The organism is Photobacterium sp. TY1-4, from assembly GCF_025398175.1.
GTDB lineage: Bacteria > Pseudomonadota > Gammaproteobacteria > Enterobacterales > Vibrionaceae > Photobacterium.
The window spans coordinates 3,205,718-3,224,189 of sequence record NZ_CP099734.1 but is presented as its reverse complement, the minus strand read 5'-3'; the positions used below and the strand labels follow the sequence as shown (position 1 = coordinate 3,224,189).

Sequence of the window (18,472 nt, the reverse complement as noted above, 5' to 3'; positions counted from 1 at the left end):
TTGCTTCCTTAAACTTTAATTGTCATGCCGTCGGCCAGCGAATGCTGGTAGGCGCGTAATGCCGGGACTAAACCTACGAGTATGCCCGCCATCTGGACGATTCCGAGTAGTGTGAACTCATAACTTGTCGGGGCACTGATCTCAATAAAGAGACCAAAGTACTGTTGAATCAGCGGCTGGGCAAGCCCCATCAAACCATAGAGCACCCCGAGTCCAAGCACGATCCCGGCTGCGGTCAGCATGGTGGCTTCGCTGATCAGCAGAAAGAAAATATGACCGGGCCGGGCGCCCATCGCGCGCAGGATTGCCATTTCCCGGCGTCGTTCATTTAAGCTGGTCAGCAGGCTACTGAGCATCCCCAGCAGGCCGGCGACAACGACGAAGCCGGAGACGATCAATAGCGCCTGCTCGGCAACAGACATCATCCCCCACAGCTCATGCAAGGCAATCCCCGGCATGATGGCACTTAGCGGTTCGCTAGCATAGGTGTTGATGTATCGCTGCATCGCGAAGGTCTGGATCTTGGAATTCAGTCCCAGCATGAATGCCGTGATTTGCTTGGGCTCGAAATCGTAATGGGCTAAGGTGGCGGCGTCCGGAGTGGCACCCAGTCGGGCCCCGGATTCCCAGCCGACGTGGATCGCTTCGATGGCTGCTAAAGAGACATGGACACTGCGATCAACCGGTGTGCCAGTTGGGGCAAGGATCCCGACGACTTTGAAGGGGAGGTTGTCGTGGCGACTGAAAGCCTGATCGCTGATGCCATGGGCGATGATGATCTCATCTCCCAGTTGATAGTTCAGCTGGCGGGCCACTTCGGCACCGACGACGGTTTCAAACAAGCCGGAAAATGCGCCTCCGGCGGCGAATTGCAATGGCTGTTTGCGTCCGTATTGATAGTGGTCGAAATAGGCGGTACTGGTGCCGATCACGCGAAAACTGCGGTGAGAGTCCCCCAGAGAGATCGGAATAGCCCATTTCACACTGCGGTGCTGACTAATTTCCTGATAGCTTTGCCAGTCGATATTATTGGTGGCATTGCCGATCCGAAACACCGAGTACAGCAATAAGTTAACCTGTCCGGCACGCGCACCCACAATGAGATCGGTATTGGAGATCGTATTGGCAAAGCTGGCTTTGGCCTGGGTGCGCACCCGCTCAACGCCCAATAGCAGGGTGACGGAAATGGCGACGGTCAACAGGGTCAGCATCGCGGTGGCTTTGCGGTTGGCCAGGCTCTGCCAAGCCAGTCGGGCAATTGCAGTCATGATGCGCTCCTCTGGGCAGCCCGGTTGAGGGTGTTCAGTGCCAGTTGCCGATCAAACAGCGGCTCTAGGGTCGCGTCATGGCTGACAAACAACAAAGTCGTGCCGGATTTATCACACTCTTCCATCAGTAACTGAATAAAGGCTTCCCGGTTATCGTGATCCAGCGCCGAAGTCGGCTCGTCGGCGATGAGCAGTTCAGGCCGGCCGATCAGTGCCCGGGCGGCGGCAACCCGCTGTTGCTGGCCGATACTGAGTGCGTGAATAGGTTGGGTTAAGGTCGATTCTGGCAAATGAAGTTGGGTGAGCAGCCGCCGGGCCTCCTGGGCCATCGCGCCATTGAGTTTCTGTGTCCGCTGTGGGGAAAATCGGCAGGGGAGCAGGACGTTGTCGAGCACAGACAGGTAAGGCAGCAGATTAAACATCTGAAAAATATACCCGATATGGTTGGCTCGAAATTGATCGCGCCGGGTTGGCTTGAGTGCACTGAAGGGGTGCTCCAGCAGGGTGATCTCTCCGGCGTCCGGCTCGGTGATCCCTGCCAGCAGGCTCAGCAGACTGGATTTGCCACTGCCGCTGGGTCCTTTGAGGAATACTTTTTCGCCCTGGCGAATGGTCAGTGACGGAATGTCGAGCAGCGGGAGGTCCTGTCCCGGCCAGCGAAAGCTTAAGTTTGAGACTTCGATTACGTTCATATCATACCCCTGGTGGGAAGTGTCCTTCCCACCATGTTTGATCTCTATTAATACTAATCGCAGTAAATAACTGGTCATCCTAGCTTGTTCAAATGCTCGATAACTGCGTTAGAATTTTTGATTGTAGAATAACTACTTATCTAAAAAATCTGCCTTGTTCTCAACCATTTTTCCTGCGCTATTTCTGATCACTTACTTTGATTGGTATGAGCCATCAGAAGGTAAAAGTTGTCTGATCGGGCGTCAGCTGCGCGGCTTTCTGGCGCGTATCGGTGATCGCCTGAACCGTCATTTTCTCGGTATTCGGGAAGTGACGGAACCAGTGGACTTGCATCGTGCTGAGTTGCTCGATGTGATCACAGTGGAAGGTATATTGCGCCGAAAACTCGCCGTGCTGGTGTGCCTCGTGATGATCATGCGCGTCGTGGTCATGATCATCATGGCCTTCATGATCGTGCTGGGCATGGTCATGTTCGTCGTGGTCTTCATGATCGTGCTGGGCGTGGTCATGTTCGCCATGGTCTTCATGATCGTGCTGGGCGTGGTCATGGTCTTCATGATCGTGCTGGGCATGTTCATGCTCGTTATGGCTCTCATGATCGTGATCGTCATGCGCGTTTGTGAGTGTTTCTTCAACCCGAACGTCAGTGAGCTGGCAATGCGCTGCAGGGGTGAGTGCAAGCAGGGTATTGGTCTGCTTCAGCTGGCGAATGGCATCCTTTAACGCCTGTTGCTGTGCTGGCGTCTCCGGGGCGTGTTCAAAACCCACGACGTCGGCACCGGGAGCGGTGATCTCCAGCAAGACTTCCTGGCCATCCTGAGCGAGGTTCATTTCGACCACCCCGTGGACATGAGCGTCGTGCTGACGATAAGTGTGGTGATCTGCTTGGGCATATTGGGTGAAGGTCAACGTGCCCAGCATGAGCGCGCAGTGAGAAAGACGAAAAGAAGGCATAGTAACTCCTGTAAATCAGAAACATTGAAATGGTGGAAAAGATCAATTACAGGCGTAGATGGGCGGAGCACGTGCCAGAGGGAGATTGGGCCGATCATGGCCGGCCAAACATGGCAGCGGAGCACCATGAAGCGGAGCGGACGTTGCGTGCCACAAAGGCAGCGACAATGTACCGGCGGCATCAGTTGCCAGATGGCAAATCGTACAGGTTTGCACATGGTGATGCAGGGGATCGGCATCCAGTGCATGCAGCACTGATATTGGCCCGATCAGGGTGATCAGACCAACATATAAGATGAAGTAAAACCGGGCTAACCCGGGAGCATACCGAAACACGTCAGCAACAAATCCATGAGGGCTTACAACTGTAATAATATAACATTACTTTTTAGCGTCGGTCATGGTTTTGTTGCTGCTACGTGTGTTCGGTGAGTGGTTACAGCTGACGCTTGATCAGATTGATAGCCGTTGCAATCTCATCCTGGCTCAGTTTTCCTTCTTTGACAAACAAGACATTGCTGGCATTGTCGAGCACGATGATCGCTGAACTCTCTTCCTGTAGTTCCCAGGTGGCACGGACCTGTCCCTCGGCATCCAGAACCATGGAAGACCAGGAAAATTCTCGTTTGCTGTCTTCGGCAGAAGATTTCACAAATCCTCCGGTGCCCCAAATCGAGTCATCCTGATTGATGATCGTTGTGGTCTGATACTGATCCGCCGGGAAACCCGCAGCGGTGATGGCCTGCATCATCTCGGCGTTCATTTCTTTGGCAGAGCTGCGCCCGGCAATCGCCTGGATCACCCGCACTTTGCCGGACAGTTGGCTGGTATTCCAGGGCTGATAGGTAATGTCATCGCCTTGCAACATGATCTCTCCCTGGTCGGTGACCGTAGCTATAGGTAGCGGCTGACCGATGTTCAGTGTGTGTGCGGTTGCAATGCCTGGGAGCAGGGCGGCAAGTAAAGCGATGAGTGGCTTCTTATTCATTTGTATTTATTCCGTTTATTGTTAGACGCCCAATTATCTTAGAACAGTTACGTTCAACTGGTAAAACCAGTTGAAAAAAGTCGATCTGGGTCACCCAATCGTGCTGATTCAAAGAAAGGGCGTGACGCCCAATCAAAGCCGGTATTATGCAACGATGCGCTTTCTGTTCTACAGTGAATAATTAATTCCGGGGCTCTTGATGTATTTATCCGTAAGCTTCAAAAACGATGGCGGCGAAACGAATCCGTTACGGCATGGTCTGATGTAATATCAATGAAAAGGGGACTGTATGTTCAGGGTTTTTAAGCAGTATCGTCCGGGCCAGGTGGCTCGTTTTGTGAAAAGTTATTATCGGGGGCGTCTTTTTATCATGGGCGTAGGAGCGTTTGAATTTGACCGCGGACGTCTGTTACCCCCGAAAAGCCAGGACCTCAATGCCCTGGCTGTTTTGTCGGAAGTCAATCGGGAAATCCAGCTGCTGGAAACCGATGTGGTGTGACGGTTATGATGAAAGTTGCGGTGGCAGGCAAACCCCGGTCCCGCCCAGTCCGCAATACCCGTTCGGGTTTTTCGCCAGGTATTGCTGGTGGTAGTCTTCGGCAAAATAGTAGTTTCCGGCCGGTACGATCTCTGTGGTGATCGCGCGTTCAATTTGCTGCTCGGCCAGGGCCTGCTGATAGCGGGCTTTGCTTTCGTTGATGCATGCCAATTGCGCCTCAGATGTGATATAAATCACAGAACGGTATTGTGTCCCGATATCATTTCCCTGCTGCATGCCCTGCGTCGGATCGTGGTTTTCCCAAAACTTGGTCAGTAACGTTTCCAGTGAGATTTGCTGCGGATCGAACAGGACCCGGACCACTTCTGCATGGCCGGTTTTGCCGGTGCACACTTCCTCGTAGGTCGGGTTTGGCGTAAATCCACCGCTATAACCGACGGAAGTGCTGTACACCCCGGGCAATTGCCAGAACAGTCGCTCTGCACCCCAGAAACAGCCCATGCCCAGAATAATACTGTCCAGCCCTGCTGGCAGCATGTCATCGAGCGGCGTGCCGTTCACGGCGTGGGGAACTGAAGGGATGATGGGAGTCGCGCGGCCAATCAAAGCAGCTTCCGGCGCGATCATCTGTTGTTTCGTTACGGACATTGTTATTTCCTTTTACCCAGTCTTCACAAAGAAAGTAGAGGAATCCGGAACGACAATCAATACTGCGTTGCAAACAGCCGAAAAACTGGCAGTTAGCGTGTCCCTTTGTCAGAATGACTTATGCATATAGAGAAACAACAATAATGTTCACTAGTGAAGTCAGTGAAGAATGAATAAACATTTTAAGCGGTTGAGTTTGACCGCGCTTGCTTTAGCGTGTTCTGCGCCGGTCTCCGCGGAAACAACGTTGTCCATTCAGGGGTTAAGCGGAAAACTCAAAGATAACGTCGAGGCGTATGTCTCGGCGATCCCGACGGAAGATTACAGTATATCGGTCCGGTTTCGTGAACAATTGGAAGGCGAAATTGAAGACGCCCTGAAGGCGTTGGGACGCTATCAGCCGACTTTTTCCTACGACATCCAGGAGGAAGGGGACAATACCCAGATGATCGTGACGGTGGATGCCGGACCCAAAACGCGCATTGCTCGTCGTGACATTCGGATCACCGGGATGGCGAAAGATGATCCGGATTTCCTGGCTTTGGTGCGGGAATCCGGGTTGGGGCTCGGAAAAATCCTCAATCACGGCAAATATGAATCGCTGAAGTCGTCCCTCAGCAGCCTGGCGCTGCGCAAAGGGTATTTCGATGCGGAGCTCATTCAGAGCAAGCTGGAGGTGGCACCGACCCGCAGCGAGGCCTTTATCACGATTGAGTTTTCCTCCGGGCAGCGATACCGATTCGGCGACACGCTGTTCAGCGGCAGCCAGATTGAAGAGAACCGGCTGCGTTCCCTGATGCCTTATGAAGAAGGAGAGCCCTACCTGGCATCCAGCCTGGGGGAGTTTAACCAGCGTTTGTCTCGAGTCGGCTGGTTCTCCTCGATTTTTGTCGGCGGTGACATTGAACACCTGGAAGGCGATCAGATCCCGATTAAGGTCACCGTGGAGCCGCAGGTCAAAAACCAGATCGAGACCGGTATCGGTTATTCGACGGATGTCGGCCCCCGGCTGAAATTTAACTGGCGCAAGCCCTGGCTGAACAGTGCCGGGCACAGCCTGGATATCAAAACGGAAATCTCCCAGGTTCAGCCTAAGGTTGAGGCGGTCTACAAGATCCCGCTGGAAGATGTGCTGAACGATTATTACCAGATCGTCGGCGGGATCCGCTATGTCGATAACCATGACACCATCAGTACGGAAACCAGCCTGGGGGTCGAGCGGCACTGGCAGTTGGAGTCCGGATGGAAACGGGTCGCCTCACTGCGCTATCTGTATGAGAACTATAAGCAGGGGGCGGAGGAGTCCGGGGTGTTGAGAATGCTGATCCCGGGGATCAGTTATGATCGGACCCGGTTGCGGGGCGGATCTATGCCGACCTGGGGCGATAAACAGCTGATTTCCATCGAATACGCCGATCCGATGTGGGGCTCGGATACCCGTGTTGCCCATTTCCGGGGCCGGACGGCCTGGATCCGCAGCGCGGGTGAGGATCACCGTGGAATTGCGCGGATTGACGGTGGTGCGGTGCTCGCTGAGCAGATCGAAGATGTGCCGCCGTCAATGCGTTTCTTCGTCGGGGGGGATTTCAGCCTGCGCGGCTACAGCTATGAGTCCATCGCGCCCAAGGACAGTAAAGGCAAGCTGATTGGGGGGGAATATATGCTGACCTCGACCCTGGAATATCAGTATCGCGTCTATGAAAACTGGTGGGGCGCGCTGTTTTTCGATTACGGCTCCTCCTGGAGTGAGACGCCGGATTGGTACCGTGGGGTCGGAACCGGTGTGCGCTGGGCATCTCCGGTGGGGCCGATTCGTCTGGATTTTGCATGGGGATTGGATAAGGACAGGGATAAGTTCCAGATCCACTTTACGCTGGGGCCTGAAATATGATCTGGTTAAAACGAATTGCATGGGGAGTGCTGGCCCTGTTGCTGGTGATCGTCATTACGGTCGCTGCGTTTCTTTATACCCCGGCCGGGGTCAAAGTTGCGGTTTGGGGCGCGCAGAAAGCGCTGCCGGCCCTGTCGGTAGGGGACACCTCGGGAAGCCTGTTGCGGGGCTTCACCCTCGAAACAGTCCAGTATAATGATGCGCCGATTGCGCTGTCGGCGGATCGGCTCCGGCTGGAGATTGACGACAACTGCCTGCTGATGCCGGCGGTGTGTATCGCCGAGTTGGGGATTTCCGGTGTGCAGTTTGCGATGCCTGAATTACCGCCGCCGGGGGCTGAAGAGCCAGAGTCGCCGTCTGCGCCGGTCACCGAAATCGTCATGCCGTTGCCGATCCGTATCGATCGGGTGGTGCTGGATGATATCGCACTGGATGTCCTGGGCAACCAGGTTGCCTGGCAGCATTTCTCCACCGCTGCCGAGATGGCAGGGAGCCGCCTGGTGCTCAAGCCGACAGATTGGGAAGGGATCAACCTGACTCTGGCCCCGGCGACCTCGGCTGACAGCTCGCAGACGTCGTCATCGGCACCGCCAGCCACAGAGCCGCCGGCTGTGGAACCGATAGTGTTACCGGAAGTGGTGTTACCGCTGGCCGTTGAGGTACAGCGATTTACCGTCAAGGATTTCACTCTGCAGGGGGAAACCCCGCAGCAGGTCCGTGTGTTGGATCTGGCCGCGACGGCTGAAGGGAGCAATGTCATTATCCAGAAGCTGTTGGTGGACGTGCCGCAAGCCAAACTGGATGCGACGGCGACGGTGGCCCTGACGGCGGATTATCCCTTGCAGCTCGATGCTGCGCTGGATATTGCGATGGCACCAGTGCAAAACCATCAGTTGCAGCTCAAGGCGGGTGGCTCTCTGGAGAAGCTCTCGTTGGATGCTAACCTGAAAGGGACGATTGATGCGGTTCTCAAGGGCTCCCTGTCACCGCTGGATCCGGCGTTGCCGTTCGATATCAACCTGAGCAGCCGGCATATTCAGTGGCCGATCGATCAGAAGGCCGAGTTTGAGGTCTCCGACACCGCGGTCAAGGCCGACGGTGATCTCAATGGCTTTACCTTTACGGTGGCGACCGCCGTCGATGGTGTGCCGATGCCGGCGGTGAAAACGGCACTGGAAGGCCAGGGCGATCTGACGCAAGTCACGCTGAAGAAACTGACCGTCGAGACCCTGGGCGGGACCATTACCGGCAATGCCAAAGCCAGCTGGCAAGATCAGGTCAGCTGGCAGGGGGCGCTGGATTTCAGCCATATTCAGCCGGGGCTGGAGTGGCCGGAAGCCAAAGGAGATCTGAGCGGCAAGTTACGTACCGCAGGCGGGCTTACCGAGCAAGGCGGTTGGTATGTTGAGCTCCCGGAGTTGGCTGTTGATGGTCTGCTGATGGCGCAACGTTTTACCTTGGATGGCCAGCTCAATGCCAGCGATAAGAGTGGCCAAGGCAATCTTGAGCTGGTGACCGAACGACTGCGATTGCAGCATGGACCTAACGGGTTGACGGCAAAAGGTAAGCTGAGCGAAACCTGGGATATGACAGCGCAGGTGAATGCGCCGGATCTGTCCCGCTCGCTGCCGGATGCCAAGGGGCGGATCCAGGGGAACATCGTGTTGAGTGGCAAAATGGCCGAGCCGGACATTGATGTGCAGCTCGATGCCAATGGGCTGGCCTGGCAGGAGTTGGCGACGCTGGAGCAGTTGAACCTGAAAGGGCGGGTGACGCCGATGCCGGCGCTGAAGGCGGATATTCGCCTTAATGCCAGCAATGGCGTGGCGGATGGCGCCAGGCTGAAGACTTTGTCGCTGGCCTTTCAGGGGACGGAAGCCAAGCACCGGTTGGTGCTGGATCTCGATGCCGAGCCGGTCAGCGCCGCGCTGCAGCTGAACGGGCAGCTCAACCGGGAAATCGGCTGGCAGGGGATCTTGCAGCAAGGCGAGATCGGGACGGAGATTGGCCCCTGGCGTTTGAACCGGCCGACCAAGCTGGGCTTTGGCTTCAAAAATCAGCTGGTCAGCGTCGCACCGCATTGCTGGCAGCAGGATAAATCGGCGTTGTGTCTGACCGAAGCCATGGAAGCGGGGGCCTCGGGTCATGCAAAGCTGGCGGTGAACAACTTTGATTTTACCCTGATTGCGCCCTTTATGCCGGACAGCGTACAACTGAAAGGAGCCCTGGGGGCCACGGTTGAAGCAACCTGGGCACCTGAAGCTGCGCCCTATGTGAAGGCGCAGGTATTGCTGCCGGCGGGGACTGTGGTGAAGCAGGACGATCTGGAAGCCGAGCCGTTGAAAATCGGTTGGGAGCGGGTCATTCTCAATGCCGAGGTGAAGCGCAATGTGCTCCGGTCGGATTGGGCGATCAACATCCGGGATAACGGGAATATTACCGGTCAGGCCCGGATCACCGAACTCACGGGCGAGCAGCAACTGGATGCCCGGGTAAAAATCGATCGCTTTACCCTCGGGTTCCTGACGCCGCTGATCCAGGGTTATGAGGAATTTGATGGCCAGGTGAATGCCGACCTGCTGGTTCGCGGGCCGGTGATGCATCCGGCAGTCAACGGGGTGCTTAATATCTCCCGGGTGAAGGCGATTGGTCGTGAGGTCCCGCTGGATATCAATCATGCCGATATTACAGCAAGCTTCAGTGGCTATAGCGGCACGTTGCACGGTGAGTTGTTGACGCCGGACGGCAAGCTGCGGCTGCAGGGGAACGGGAGCTGGCAGGATCTGGCGGCCTGGCAGAGCCAGTTGCAGATCAATGGCCGCGAGCTGAAGGTGAATGTGCCGCCGATGCTGGCGTTGAAAGTGTCACCGGACCTGACCATCAAGGCGTCGCCGCAATTGGCGGAAATTTCCGGGCTGGTGGAAATTCCCTGGGGGCGGATCACGGTGGACCAGTTGCCGGAATCTGCGGTGGCGGTGTCGGATGATGAAATTCTGCTGACCGATGATTTGCAGCCAATGGAAACTGAGCCTGCGATCCCGTTTGCCGTGAAAACCAACGTGCGGGTGAAAATCGGCGACAATGTGAAGCTGTCGGCCTTTGGCCTGAAAGCCGGGCTGGTTGGGGAGCTGAATGTGCGTCAGCAGGACAAGGGACCGATGGTGTACGGGGAAGTGAACCTGCGCCGCGGGACCTATCGTTCGTTTGGCCAGGAGCTGTTGATCCGCAAAGGGCAGATCTTGTTTACCGGCCCGGCGGACCAGCCGTACCTGGCGATTGAAGCGATTCGGAACCCGAACAGTATTGAAGATGACGTGACGGCGGGGATCCGGGTCAGCGGTCCGGCAGACGAGCCGCGGGCGGATATTTTCTCCGATCCGGCAATGCCGCAGCAAAATGCCCTGTCTTACCTGTTGCGCGGAAAAGACATTGATACCGAGTCCGGCAGCAGCGGCAGTGCCATGACCACGGCTTTGATCAGTATGGGACTGGCAAAAAGCGGCCAGCTGGTCGGAAATGTCGGGCAAGCCTTCGGAGTCCAGGATCTGGCGCTTGATACCGCCGGCTCCGGGGATGATTCCCAGGTGACGATCAGCGGTTATATCGCGCCGGGGCTGCAGGTGAAATACGGTGTCGGGATCTTCAATGCCATCGGAGAGTTCACGGTACGTTATCGTCTGATGAAAGATCTGTATGTTGAAGGGGTGTCCGGGCTGGATAGCGCGGTCGACCTGTTATATCAGTTTGAGTTTAACTAAGTTCTCAGGAGCAAAGGTGGAAAAGGTGTTTGTCTATGGCACGTTGCGCGCGGGCCAGTCGAACCATTCGTTGTTACGGCAGACGGCCCGGTTGGGTCGCTGCCAGCTGCCGTCCGGATATCGGCTGTATGATTTCGGCGATTATCCCGGGGCAATTCGCCAACCGGCGGGCAGTGTGCTGGTCGGGGAGGTCTATGAAGTTGACAGCCAGACATTTGCCGCGCTGGATGCCTTGGAGGAGTACCCGGCCGTTTATACCCGCGAGCTTGTCGAGACGGCGTTCGGGATGGCGTGGATCTATCTGTATGTGCAGTCGGTGGCCGGATTGCCGGTGATTGCACATGGCGACTGGTGCCGGCGGCAAACGGGTTAGCCTGCGCTGCGGGTACTGTTGCCGGAGAGCCGGATAAAAGAAAGCGCGCCTTGCGAAGAGCAAGGCGCGCTTTTTAGCACTCAGCAACAAGTTATACCAATCGCAGTAAATAAGGGGTCATCCTAGCTTGTTCAAATGCTCGATAACTGCGTTAGAATTTTTGATTGTAGAATAACTACTTATCAAAAAAATCTGCCTTGCTCTCAAACCCTTTTCCTGCGCTATTTCCGAACACTTACTTACTTTGATTGGTATTATTTCTCTTGCGCGCGCTCGAAAGAAGACAGGATTTCAGCTTTCGCTGAAGCTGCATCTTCCCAACCGTCAACTTTCACCCACTTACCGGCTTCCAGCTCTTTGTAGCGCTCGAAGAAGTGTGTGATTTGCGCTTTCAGCAGCTCGGGCAGATCCTGAACGTCCTGAATGTGGTCGTATTCTTTGGTCAGTTTGCTGTGCGGCACTGCAACCACTTTCGCGTCTTCACCAGACTCGTCAGTCATCTTCAGGACGCCAACCGGACGGCAGCGGATCACTGAACCTGGTACCAGCGGGTACGGGGTTGGAACCAGAACATCAACTGGGTCGCCGTCCAGAGACAGCGTGTTGTTTACATAACCATAGTTGCATGGGTAGAACATTGGCGTTGCCATGAAACGGTCAACGAATACAGCACCGGTGTCTTTGTCGATTTCGTATTTGATTGGATCCGCGTTGGCAGGGATCTCGATCACGACATAGATATCTTCCGGCATGTCCTTTCCTGCAGGCACCTGGTTAAGGCTCATGATGTTTTTCCTTTTGGTGAATTAACTGGATGTAGATGTGTAGAAATAATAATACCAACTTCATCTGCGCGTTGTCTATTTGGAGCCGCGTTTTCACCGGGGGAGTGCTGAAAATGGCGGATAAAGAAACAGGCTGCCGGGGCAGCCTGTTGAAAGTTAAATCGAGGGCATTACTTGTGGTCCGGGAATTCGGCCAGGAAGGCTTCCACGTCGCGAACCATATTGGTTGAGCCGACGAAGAAAGGCACCCGCTGGTGCAGCTCGGTTGGTTTGAGATCCAGGATCCGGTTTTTACCGTCGGAGGCAACGCCGCCCGCCTGCTCGATCAAAAAGGCCATCGGGTTGCACTCATACAGCAGGCGCAGCTTGCCGTTCGGGTGCGTCGCGGTGCTCGGGTACATGTAGATGCCGCCCTTGAGCAGGTTACGGTGGAAGTCTGCAACCAGCGAGCCGATATAGCGTGAGGTATAAGGACGGTTATCCGCCGGCACATCTTCCTGGCAGTGTTTGATGTACTTCTTCACGCCCATCGGGAAGCGGATGTAGTTGCCTTCGTTGATCGAGTAGATCCGGCCGTCCTGCGGAATTTGCATATTTTCGTGCGACAGGCAGAACACGCCCAGAGACGGATCGTACGTAAAGCCGTGAACGCCATTCCCCGTGGTGTACACCAGCATGGTGGACGAGCCGTAGATAATGTAACCGGCCGCAACCTGGCGGTGGCCCGGCTGCAGGAAATCTTCTTCAGTCGGCGGGGTGCCGACAGGCGACACGCGCTGGTAAATCGAGAAGATGGTCCCAACGGAAACGTTTACGTCAATATTCGAAGAACCATCCAGTGGGTCCATCAACACGACGTACTTGGCGTTACGGTTCAGCTCTTTGTTGAAGGCGACGGCTTCGTCTTCTTCTTCACTGGCCACACCACACACTTGATCACGGGCTTCAAGGGCAGCTTTAAATTTGTCGTTGGCATAGACGTCCAGCTTTTGCTGCTCTTCGCCTTGCACATTCTCTTCGCCAACAGAGCCGGTGATGTCGACCAGACCGGCTTTATTGATTTCACGGTTGACGATTTTCGCTGCCAGCTTAATCGAACCCAACAGTGAAGATAGGTCACCGCTGGCGTGGGGGAAGTCAGTTTGTTTCTCGACAATGAACTCGCCAAGGGTTCTCATATTGGACATATACAATCCTTGCATCTTGTTGTCATTGGGGCTGTTAAGTCAGGTACAATGTCTCTGGTGGACAATTTATGTACCTTTTGTCAGGCAGTGTGCCTGTGATTACGTGCTTTATTTACGTATAAAGAATTGTATATAAAGATCTTTTTTATGGTACTGAAGTAACGCTTTCGCGTGAAATAAACAACAATTAATCCAGTGAGCCGACAGTTATGCATATCCATATCCTCGGAATTTGCGGCACATTTATGGGCGGCGCCGCGATTCTGGCCCGCCAGCTGGGCCACAAGGTAACCGGCTGTGATGCAAACGTTTACCCGCCAATGAGCACCTTACTTGAATCGCAAGGTATTGAAATAATTCAGGGTTATGATCCTGCGCAGCTCGATCCGGCACCAGACCTCGTGGTCGTGGGCAATGCCATGAGCCGGGGCAATCCTTGTGTGGAATATGTGCTGAACCATAACCTGCGCTATACCTCCGGGCCGCAATGGTTACAGGAGATCCTGCTGCACGATCGCTGGGTCCTGGCGGTTGCCGGTACGCACGGCAAGACCACAACGGCCAGTATGCTGGCCTGGATCCTGGAAGATTGCGGCTATCAGCCGGGATTTCTGGTCGGTGGCGTGCTCGGAAACTTCGGTGTTTCCGCGAGGTTAGGGGAGAGTATGTTCTTTGTCGTCGAAGCGGACGAATACGATAGTGCTTTTTTCGATAAGCGTTCTAAGTTTGTTCATTATCGACCACGAACCCTGATTATGAACAACCTGGAGTTCGATCACGCAGATATTTTTGACGATTTAAAAGCGATCCAACGCCAGTTTCACCATCTGGTGCGTACGGTGCCGGGCAATGGTCGGATCCTGGCGCCCAAGGGCGCGGCGGCGATTGAGCAAACCCTGGCCATGGGATGCTGGAGCGAGCTGGAATATACCGGTGAGGACGGCCACTGGCAGGCCCGCAAGCAAATTGCGGATGGCAGCTGCTTCGAGGTCTGTCTGGACGGCGCACTGGCCGGTACGGTGAACTGGGAGCTGGTGGGCGACCATAATGTCAGCAATGCGCTGATGGCGATTGCCGCGGCCCGCCATGTCGGCGTGACACCGGATCTGGCCTGTGAATCACTGGATAAATTTATCAATACCAAGCGCCGCCTGGAGCTCAAGGGTGAGCAGGGCGGCGTAACCGTCTATGACGATTTCGCTCACCATCCGACCGCAGTCGAACTGACCCTGGGCGGTTTGCGCGCCAAAGTCGGCACTGCGCGGATCCTGGCGGTGCTGGAGCCGCGCTCCAATACCATGAAGCTGGGGGTGCACAAGCTGGATCTGGCCCCGGCGCTGGCCCAGGCCGACGAAGTGTTCATTTATCAGCCCGACAATATCCCTTGGTCTGTCCAGGAGATTGCGGATGCCTGCCGCCAGCCGGCGCAAACCGATGGTGATTTGGATGCGCTGGTGGCGAAAATTGCCGCTGCTGCGCAACCGGGCGATCAGATCCTGGTGATGAGCAATGGCGGCTTTGGCGGGATCCACGATAAATTGCTGGCTGCCCTGGCCCGGAAAGAAGAGTGAGTATCAAGATGCACGACAAACGGATCACCCTGGCCTGGACCGGCGCTTCCGGAGCACCTTACGGTTTGCGCCTGCTTGAATGCCTGCTGGCGGCGGATTACCAGGTCTACCTGCTGATCTCTTCGGCGGCGCGGGTGGTTTTGGCCACTGAGCACGGGCTGAAGCTACCCGCCGGGCCTGAGGCGGCGAAGCAGGCCCTGACGGCTTACCTGAAATGTGATGCCGACAAGCTGGAAGTGTGCGGTAAGGAAGACTGGTTCTCGCCGGTAGCATCGGGATCGGCGGCGCCGAAGCAGATGGTGGTCTGTCCGTGTTCGGCCGGGACCCTGGCGTCAGTCGCACACGGGATGTCCGATAACCTGATTGAGCGGGCTGCGGATGTGGTGCTCAAAGAGCGGGGGCAGCTGTTGATGGTGGTGCGCGAAACGCCGTTTTCGACCCTGCATCTGGAAAATATGCTCAAGCTGTCCCAAATGGGGGTTACTATCATGCCGGCGGCACCGGGGTTTTACCATCAGCCATCCAGCATTGATGATTTGGTCGACTTCATGGTGGCCCGGATCCTGGACCATCTCGGGCTTGAGCAGGGGCTGGTACCGCGCTGGGGATATGATCAGCGCGCGGTGTCACAACCGAGCTGAGAAAAACCACTAGGTTGATTTGAACAAGCCCGCAGTTGCGGGCTTTTTGTTATCGCTATAGGTTCACAACGTCGGTGATTATTCAGGCAAATGCACCTGAGGCTTGATCACCATGACATTGATCGGGGAGTTCTCGACCACTTTGGCCGCGACCGAGCCCAGCATCACCTTGTCGAGCCGGGAGCGCTTGTGGCTCGGAATAATGATCAGATCGGCACCGACCCGCTCGGCATGCTCTAAAATCGTCGACCAGGTTTTCCCTTCCGAAACATACTGATGGTGCATCAGCTCATCCGGAATATGCTCGGCCGCAAATGCTTTGAGCTGGTGCTGGGTATCCTGCATCATCTTACGGGCGGCATCTTTGGGGAAGTAGCTCGACACCATCGACATGTGAATGCCGGGCAGGACATTGAGCAGATGGATGGTGGCATTGGATTGTCGGGCCAGCCAAACGGCCTGCTCGACGGCTTTATCGGCAAACCCTTCTTCATTCAGATCAACGGGCACTAAAATCTGTCTGTACATATTATTATTCTCTCAGAGGTAAAGGGAGAGCAGGCTCTCCCTATAGTTTAGACCGGTATAGCTTGTCCTTAACCGGGCTAGGCCGTGACGAGCTGGCGGGCACGCCGCCGCTGGTTCCACCCTAATGCGCCCAGCAACAGCAGGGTCGGTACAAAGACCCATTCTTTCATTGGCCGCTCAGCCGGCAAACTCACCTGGGTGATTTCCCAGTCAAAATCGATCCCGGCAGCTTCTGCCGCACTGCCGAACTCAATCAGGTCGACCAGCATGTTGTCGCCGTCCTGACGGAGCATCAGGCCGGTGGAGGCGATCCGCGCTTCGGCATCCCCAGCATCGGCGTCAAACGGCAGCAGGACATGTTTGCTGACCTGCTTGCCTTCGAGGTTTTCCCCGCTAACCTGAAGCTCCAGTGGCTGACCGATGGCCAGTTGTCCTGCGACCTCCTGGATGGCCACTCCCGGCATGTCCAATTTAGGCGGATACACCATATCCCACCAAAAACCCGGGCGGAAAAGTGAGAAGGTGATCACCAATAGCGCAATCACTTCCCACCATTTGGTTTTGGTAAACCACCATCCCTGGGTGGCTGCCGAGAAAGTCAGCATGGCGATGATGGCGGAGCTGACCGTCAGGAACAGGTGCCACCAGGAATCGATGTCCATCAATAACAGCTGGGTGTTGAAGATGAACATAAACGGCAGGATGGCGGTCCGGATGTCATAGGTGAAGCCCTGAATCCCGGTGCGGATCGGATCGCTTTTGGCGATTGCGGCTGCCGCAAAAGCCGCGAGGCCGACCGGCGGGGTATCGTCGGCCAGGATCCCGAAGTAGAACACGAACAGGTGGACGGCGATCAGCGGAATGATCAGGCCGCTTTGGGCACCCAGGGTGACGATGACCGGGGCCATCAGGGTGGAGACCACAATATAGTTGGCGGTTGTCGGCAGGCCCATGCCGAGGATCAGACTGATCACCGCAGTAAACAGCAGCATCAGCATGATGTTGCCGCCCGAGATAAACTCGACGAACTCGGTCATGACCAGGCCGATCCCGGTCAGAGTGACGACCCCGACGACGATCCCGGCCGCAGCTGTGGCCACCCCGATCCCGATCATATTCCGCGCGCCGGAGACCAGGCTTTCCAGCAGATCCACACCGCCTTCCACCGCGGCTTGTGCCAATGATTGCTCCCGGTTAAACAGCGCCAGCAGCGGGCGTTGGGTCAGCAGGATGAAGATCATAAACATCGTGGCCCAGAAAGCAGACAGCCCCGGTGAGAAGCGCTCAACCGTCAGGCACCAGACCAGCACCACAATCGGCAGCAGGAAGTAGAGGCCGGATTTAATGGTCGGGCCCGGATCCGGCACTTCGGTGATTTCGGCATTCGGATCTTCGAGCAGGTGATCCTGATAGCGCGAGGACAGTCTGACCAGCGCGACATAGGCGATCAGGATCACCACGGCAATCATCGGCGTTGCCGCCGCACCGAAGACATCTTTGGTCCAGCCAATGCCGTAGTAAACCGCTGCACTTAACACAACCAGCCCCAGGATTGTGCCGCTGAAGGACAGCAGGCTCTGCGCCAGGGTGGGTTTGTAGTGGCGCTTGAGCCCGGTCATCCCGGCTTTACAGGCTTCCAGGTGGACGATGTAGAGCAGAGCGATGTAGGAGATCAGCGCAGGCAGCAGGGCCGCCTTGATCACCTCGACATAGGAAATCCCGACATATTCGACCATCAGAAAGGCCGCAGCTCCCATGATCGGCGGTGTCAGCTGGCCATTGGTTGAGGCTGCAACTTCCACTGCGCCGGCTTTGGTGCCCGGAAAACCGACTTTCTTCATCAACGGAATGGTGAAGGTCCCGGTGGTGACCACGTTGGCAATCGACGAGCCGGAGACCAGGCCGGACAGACCGGATGCAACGACCGCAGCCTTGGCCGGGCCGCCGCGCATATGGCCCAGCAGGGAAAAGGCAACTTTAATAAAGTAAGCCCCGGCCCCGGCCCGCTCAAGCATGGCGCCGAACAGGACAAACAGGAATACGAATGAGGTCGAGACCCCCAGCGCGATCCCGAAGACCCCTTCGGTGGTGAGCCACAGGTGAGACATGGCCTTGTTCAGGCTGGCACCTTTGTGGGCAATGACATCCGGCATGTAAGGGCCGCCGAACGTATAGAGCAGGAACACGGCTGCCACCACCATCAGCGGTGGCCCGAGGGCCCGGCGGGTAGCTTCCAGCAGCAGGATCATCCCGGTGACGGCGACGACGACATCCATCCCGGTCGGGGCGCCGGCCCGTCCGGCAAGCTGGCTGTAAAACAGGTAGATATAGGCCGCAGAAAAGCTACCGGCAAGGGCCAACAGCCAGTCAACGACCGGGATCCGGTCTCTGGGTGAATGGGTCAGGGCCGGATAAGCCGTGAAGGCCAGGAAAATCGCAAACGCCAGATGGACGGAACGCGCTTCGGTGTCATTGAGTACCCCGAAGTCGACGATAAAAGGGAGGGGCGAAGCGTACCATAACTGGAACAGTGACCAGCACAGCGGCACGAACCAGAGAATTCGGCCGGGGATACCGACAGGGTTTCTGGCCCCGGTATCAGCCTGAGCCACCATTTCCTGCACCTCTGTCGACGTCTCAGTTGTCTTCGTCATGCATCATCCTTCTTTGATGGACTAGGTAGTTAAA

The 18,472-nt window shown here is 56.1% G+C and carries 16 protein-coding genes; 6 read left to right on the top strand and 10 right to left on the bottom strand.

Annotation, left to right across the window (positions count from 1 at the left end; genetic code table 11):
- Positions 1–8 precede the first annotated feature (8 nt).
- From NH461_RS14815 to NH461_RS14795, 5 genes are all read right to left on the bottom strand, one after another.
- The gene (locus NH461_RS14815; RefSeq protein WP_261601079.1) at positions 9–1,268 is read right to left on the bottom strand and encodes an ABC transporter permease; all 1,260 of its coding nucleotides are present in this window, start codon (positions 1,266–1,268) and stop codon (positions 9–11) included.
- Positions 1,265–1,960, bottom strand: coding sequence for an ATP-binding cassette domain-containing protein (locus NH461_RS14810; protein WP_261601078.1), 696 nt, complete (start codon positions 1,958–1,960; stop codon positions 1,265–1,267). The genes NH461_RS14815 and NH461_RS14810 overlap by 4 nt, the downstream gene beginning before the upstream one ends.
- A 214-nt stretch (positions 1,961–2,174) precedes the next feature.
- The gene (locus NH461_RS14805; protein WP_261601077.1) at positions 2,175–2,915 is read right to left on the bottom strand and encodes a DUF2796 domain-containing protein; all 741 of its coding nucleotides are present in this window, start codon (positions 2,913–2,915) and stop codon (positions 2,175–2,177) included.
- A gap of 42 nt (positions 2,916–2,957) precedes the next feature.
- Positions 2,958–3,251, bottom strand: a complete 294-nt coding sequence (locus NH461_RS14800) for a hypothetical protein (protein ID WP_261601076.1) — start codon at positions 3,249–3,251, stop codon at positions 2,958–2,960.
- A 100-nt stretch (positions 3,252–3,351) separates the two neighbouring features.
- Positions 3,352–3,903 carry a YtfJ family protein gene (locus NH461_RS14795; protein ID WP_261601075.1) on the bottom strand — a complete coding sequence of 184 codons (552 nt, stop codon included), beginning with the start codon at positions 3,901–3,903 and terminating at the stop codon, positions 3,352–3,354.
- 289 nt (positions 3,904–4,192) lie between these two features.
- Here NH461_RS14795 and NH461_RS14790 point away from each other — a divergent pair, with 289 nt between their 5' ends.
- Positions 4,193–4,402 (top strand): DUF1107 domain-containing protein, encoded by a 210-nt coding sequence (locus tag NH461_RS14790; protein ID WP_261601074.1) that lies wholly within the window; start codon positions 4,193–4,195, stop codon positions 4,400–4,402.
- A 3-nt stretch (positions 4,403–4,405) separates the two neighbouring features.
- Here NH461_RS14790 and msrA read toward each other — a convergent pair whose 3' ends face one another.
- Positions 4,406–5,050 (bottom strand): peptide-methionine (S)-S-oxide reductase MsrA, encoded by a 645-nt coding sequence (gene msrA / locus NH461_RS14785; RefSeq protein ID WP_261601073.1) that lies wholly within the window; start codon positions 5,048–5,050, stop codon positions 4,406–4,408.
- Between the two features lie 169 nt (positions 5,051–5,219).
- Here msrA and NH461_RS14780 point away from each other — a divergent pair, with 169 nt between their 5' ends.
- Genes NH461_RS14780 through NH461_RS14770 form a run of 3 tightly spaced genes read left to right on the top strand, consistent with a single transcriptional unit; the run spans position 5,220 to position 11,072 of the window.
- Complete coding sequence (locus NH461_RS14780) at positions 5,220–6,941, top strand: autotransporter assembly complex protein TamA (protein ID WP_261601072.1); 1,722 nt, start codon at positions 5,220–5,222, stop codon at positions 6,939–6,941.
- Positions 6,938–10,699, top strand: a complete 3,762-nt coding sequence (locus NH461_RS14775; protein WP_261601071.1) for a translocation/assembly module TamB domain-containing protein — start codon at positions 6,938–6,940, stop codon at positions 10,697–10,699. The genes NH461_RS14780 and NH461_RS14775 overlap by 4 nt, the downstream gene beginning before the upstream one ends.
- Positions 10,700–10,715: 16 nt before the next feature.
- Positions 10,716–11,072 carry a gamma-glutamylcyclotransferase family protein gene (locus tag NH461_RS14770; protein ID WP_315903228.1) on the top strand — a complete coding sequence of 119 codons (357 nt, stop codon included), beginning with the start codon at positions 10,716–10,718 and terminating at the stop codon, positions 11,070–11,072.
- A gap of 254 nt (positions 11,073–11,326) precedes the next feature.
- Here NH461_RS14770 and ppa read toward each other — a convergent pair whose 3' ends face one another.
- Complete coding sequence (gene ppa, locus NH461_RS14765; RefSeq protein WP_261601069.1) at positions 11,327–11,857, bottom strand: inorganic diphosphatase; 531 nt, start codon at positions 11,855–11,857, stop codon at positions 11,327–11,329.
- A 170-nt stretch (positions 11,858–12,027) separates the two neighbouring features.
- On the bottom strand, positions 12,028–13,044 hold the full coding sequence (gene fbp / locus NH461_RS14760; protein ID WP_261601068.1) for a class 1 fructose-bisphosphatase: 1,017 nt from the start codon (positions 13,042–13,044) through the stop codon (positions 12,028–12,030).
- Between the two features lie 209 nt (positions 13,045–13,253).
- On the opposite strand from fbp, the gene mpl reads away from it, so the two are divergent.
- Together mpl and NH461_RS14750 are read left to right on the top strand one after the other, a co-directional pair.
- On the top strand, positions 13,254–14,615 hold the full coding sequence (mpl, locus tag NH461_RS14755; protein WP_261601067.1) for a UDP-N-acetylmuramate:L-alanyl-gamma-D-glutamyl-meso-diaminopimelate ligase: 1,362 nt from the start codon (positions 13,254–13,256) through the stop codon (positions 14,613–14,615).
- A gap of 8 nt (positions 14,616–14,623) precedes the next feature.
- Entirely contained in the window at positions 14,624–15,256 is a 633-nt protein-coding gene (locus tag NH461_RS14750; protein ID WP_261602927.1) for a flavin prenyltransferase UbiX, read from the top strand.
- Between the two features lie 78 nt (positions 15,257–15,334).
- Here the strand turns inward: NH461_RS14750 and NH461_RS14745 are convergent, their stop codons facing one another.
- Positions 15,335–15,784 carry a universal stress protein gene (locus tag NH461_RS14745; RefSeq protein WP_261601066.1) on the bottom strand — a complete coding sequence of 150 codons (450 nt, stop codon included), beginning with the start codon at positions 15,782–15,784 and terminating at the stop codon, positions 15,335–15,337.
- A gap of 77 nt (positions 15,785–15,861) precedes the next feature.
- Positions 15,862–18,438 carry a TRAP transporter permease gene (locus NH461_RS14740; protein WP_261601065.1) on the bottom strand — a complete coding sequence of 859 codons (2,577 nt, stop codon included), beginning with the start codon at positions 18,436–18,438 and terminating at the stop codon, positions 15,862–15,864.
- Between the last annotated feature and the right edge of the window lie 34 nt (positions 18,439–18,472).

Coding starts and splice junctions, on each gene's coding strand:
- NH461_RS14815 (WP_261601079.1), bottom strand. CDS start 1,268: ATGACTGCAATTGCCCGACTGGCTTGGCAGAGCCTGGCCAACCGCAAA.
- NH461_RS14810 (WP_261601078.1), bottom strand. CDS start 1,960: ATGAACGTAATCGAAGTCTCAAACTTAAGCTTTCGCTGGCCGGGACAG.
- NH461_RS14805 (WP_261601077.1), bottom strand. CDS start 2,915: ATGCCTTCTTTTCGTCTTTCTCACTGCGCGCTCATGCTGGGCACGTTG.
- NH461_RS14795 (WP_261601075.1), bottom strand. CDS start 3,903: ATGAATAAGAAGCCACTCATCGCTTTACTTGCCGCCCTGCTCCCAGGC.
- NH461_RS14790 (WP_261601074.1), top strand. CDS start 4,193: ATGTTCAGGGTTTTTAAGCAGTATCGTCCGGGCCAGGTGGCTCGTTTT.
- msrA (WP_261601073.1), bottom strand. CDS start 5,050: ATGTCCGTAACGAAACAACAGATGATCGCGCCGGAAGCTGCTTTGATT.
- NH461_RS14780 (WP_261601072.1), top strand. CDS start 5,220: ATGAATAAACATTTTAAGCGGTTGAGTTTGACCGCGCTTGCTTTAGCG.
- NH461_RS14775 (WP_261601071.1), top strand. CDS start 6,938: ATGATCTGGTTAAAACGAATTGCATGGGGAGTGCTGGCCCTGTTGCTG.
- ppa (WP_261601069.1), bottom strand. CDS start 11,857: ATGAGCCTTAACCAGGTGCCTGCAGGAAAGGACATGCCGGAAGATATC.
- fbp (WP_261601068.1), bottom strand. CDS start 13,044: ATGTCCAATATGAGAACCCTTGGCGAGTTCATTGTCGAGAAACAAACT.
- mpl (WP_261601067.1), top strand. CDS start 13,254: ATGCATATCCATATCCTCGGAATTTGCGGCACATTTATGGGCGGCGCC.
- NH461_RS14750 (WP_261602927.1), top strand. CDS start 14,624: ATGCACGACAAACGGATCACCCTGGCCTGGACCGGCGCTTCCGGAGCA.
- NH461_RS14745 (WP_261601066.1), bottom strand. CDS start 15,784: ATGTACAGACAGATTTTAGTGCCCGTTGATCTGAATGAAGAAGGGTTT.
- NH461_RS14740 (WP_261601065.1), bottom strand. CDS start 18,438: ATGACGAAGACAACTGAGACGTCGACAGAGGTGCAGGAAATGGTGGCT.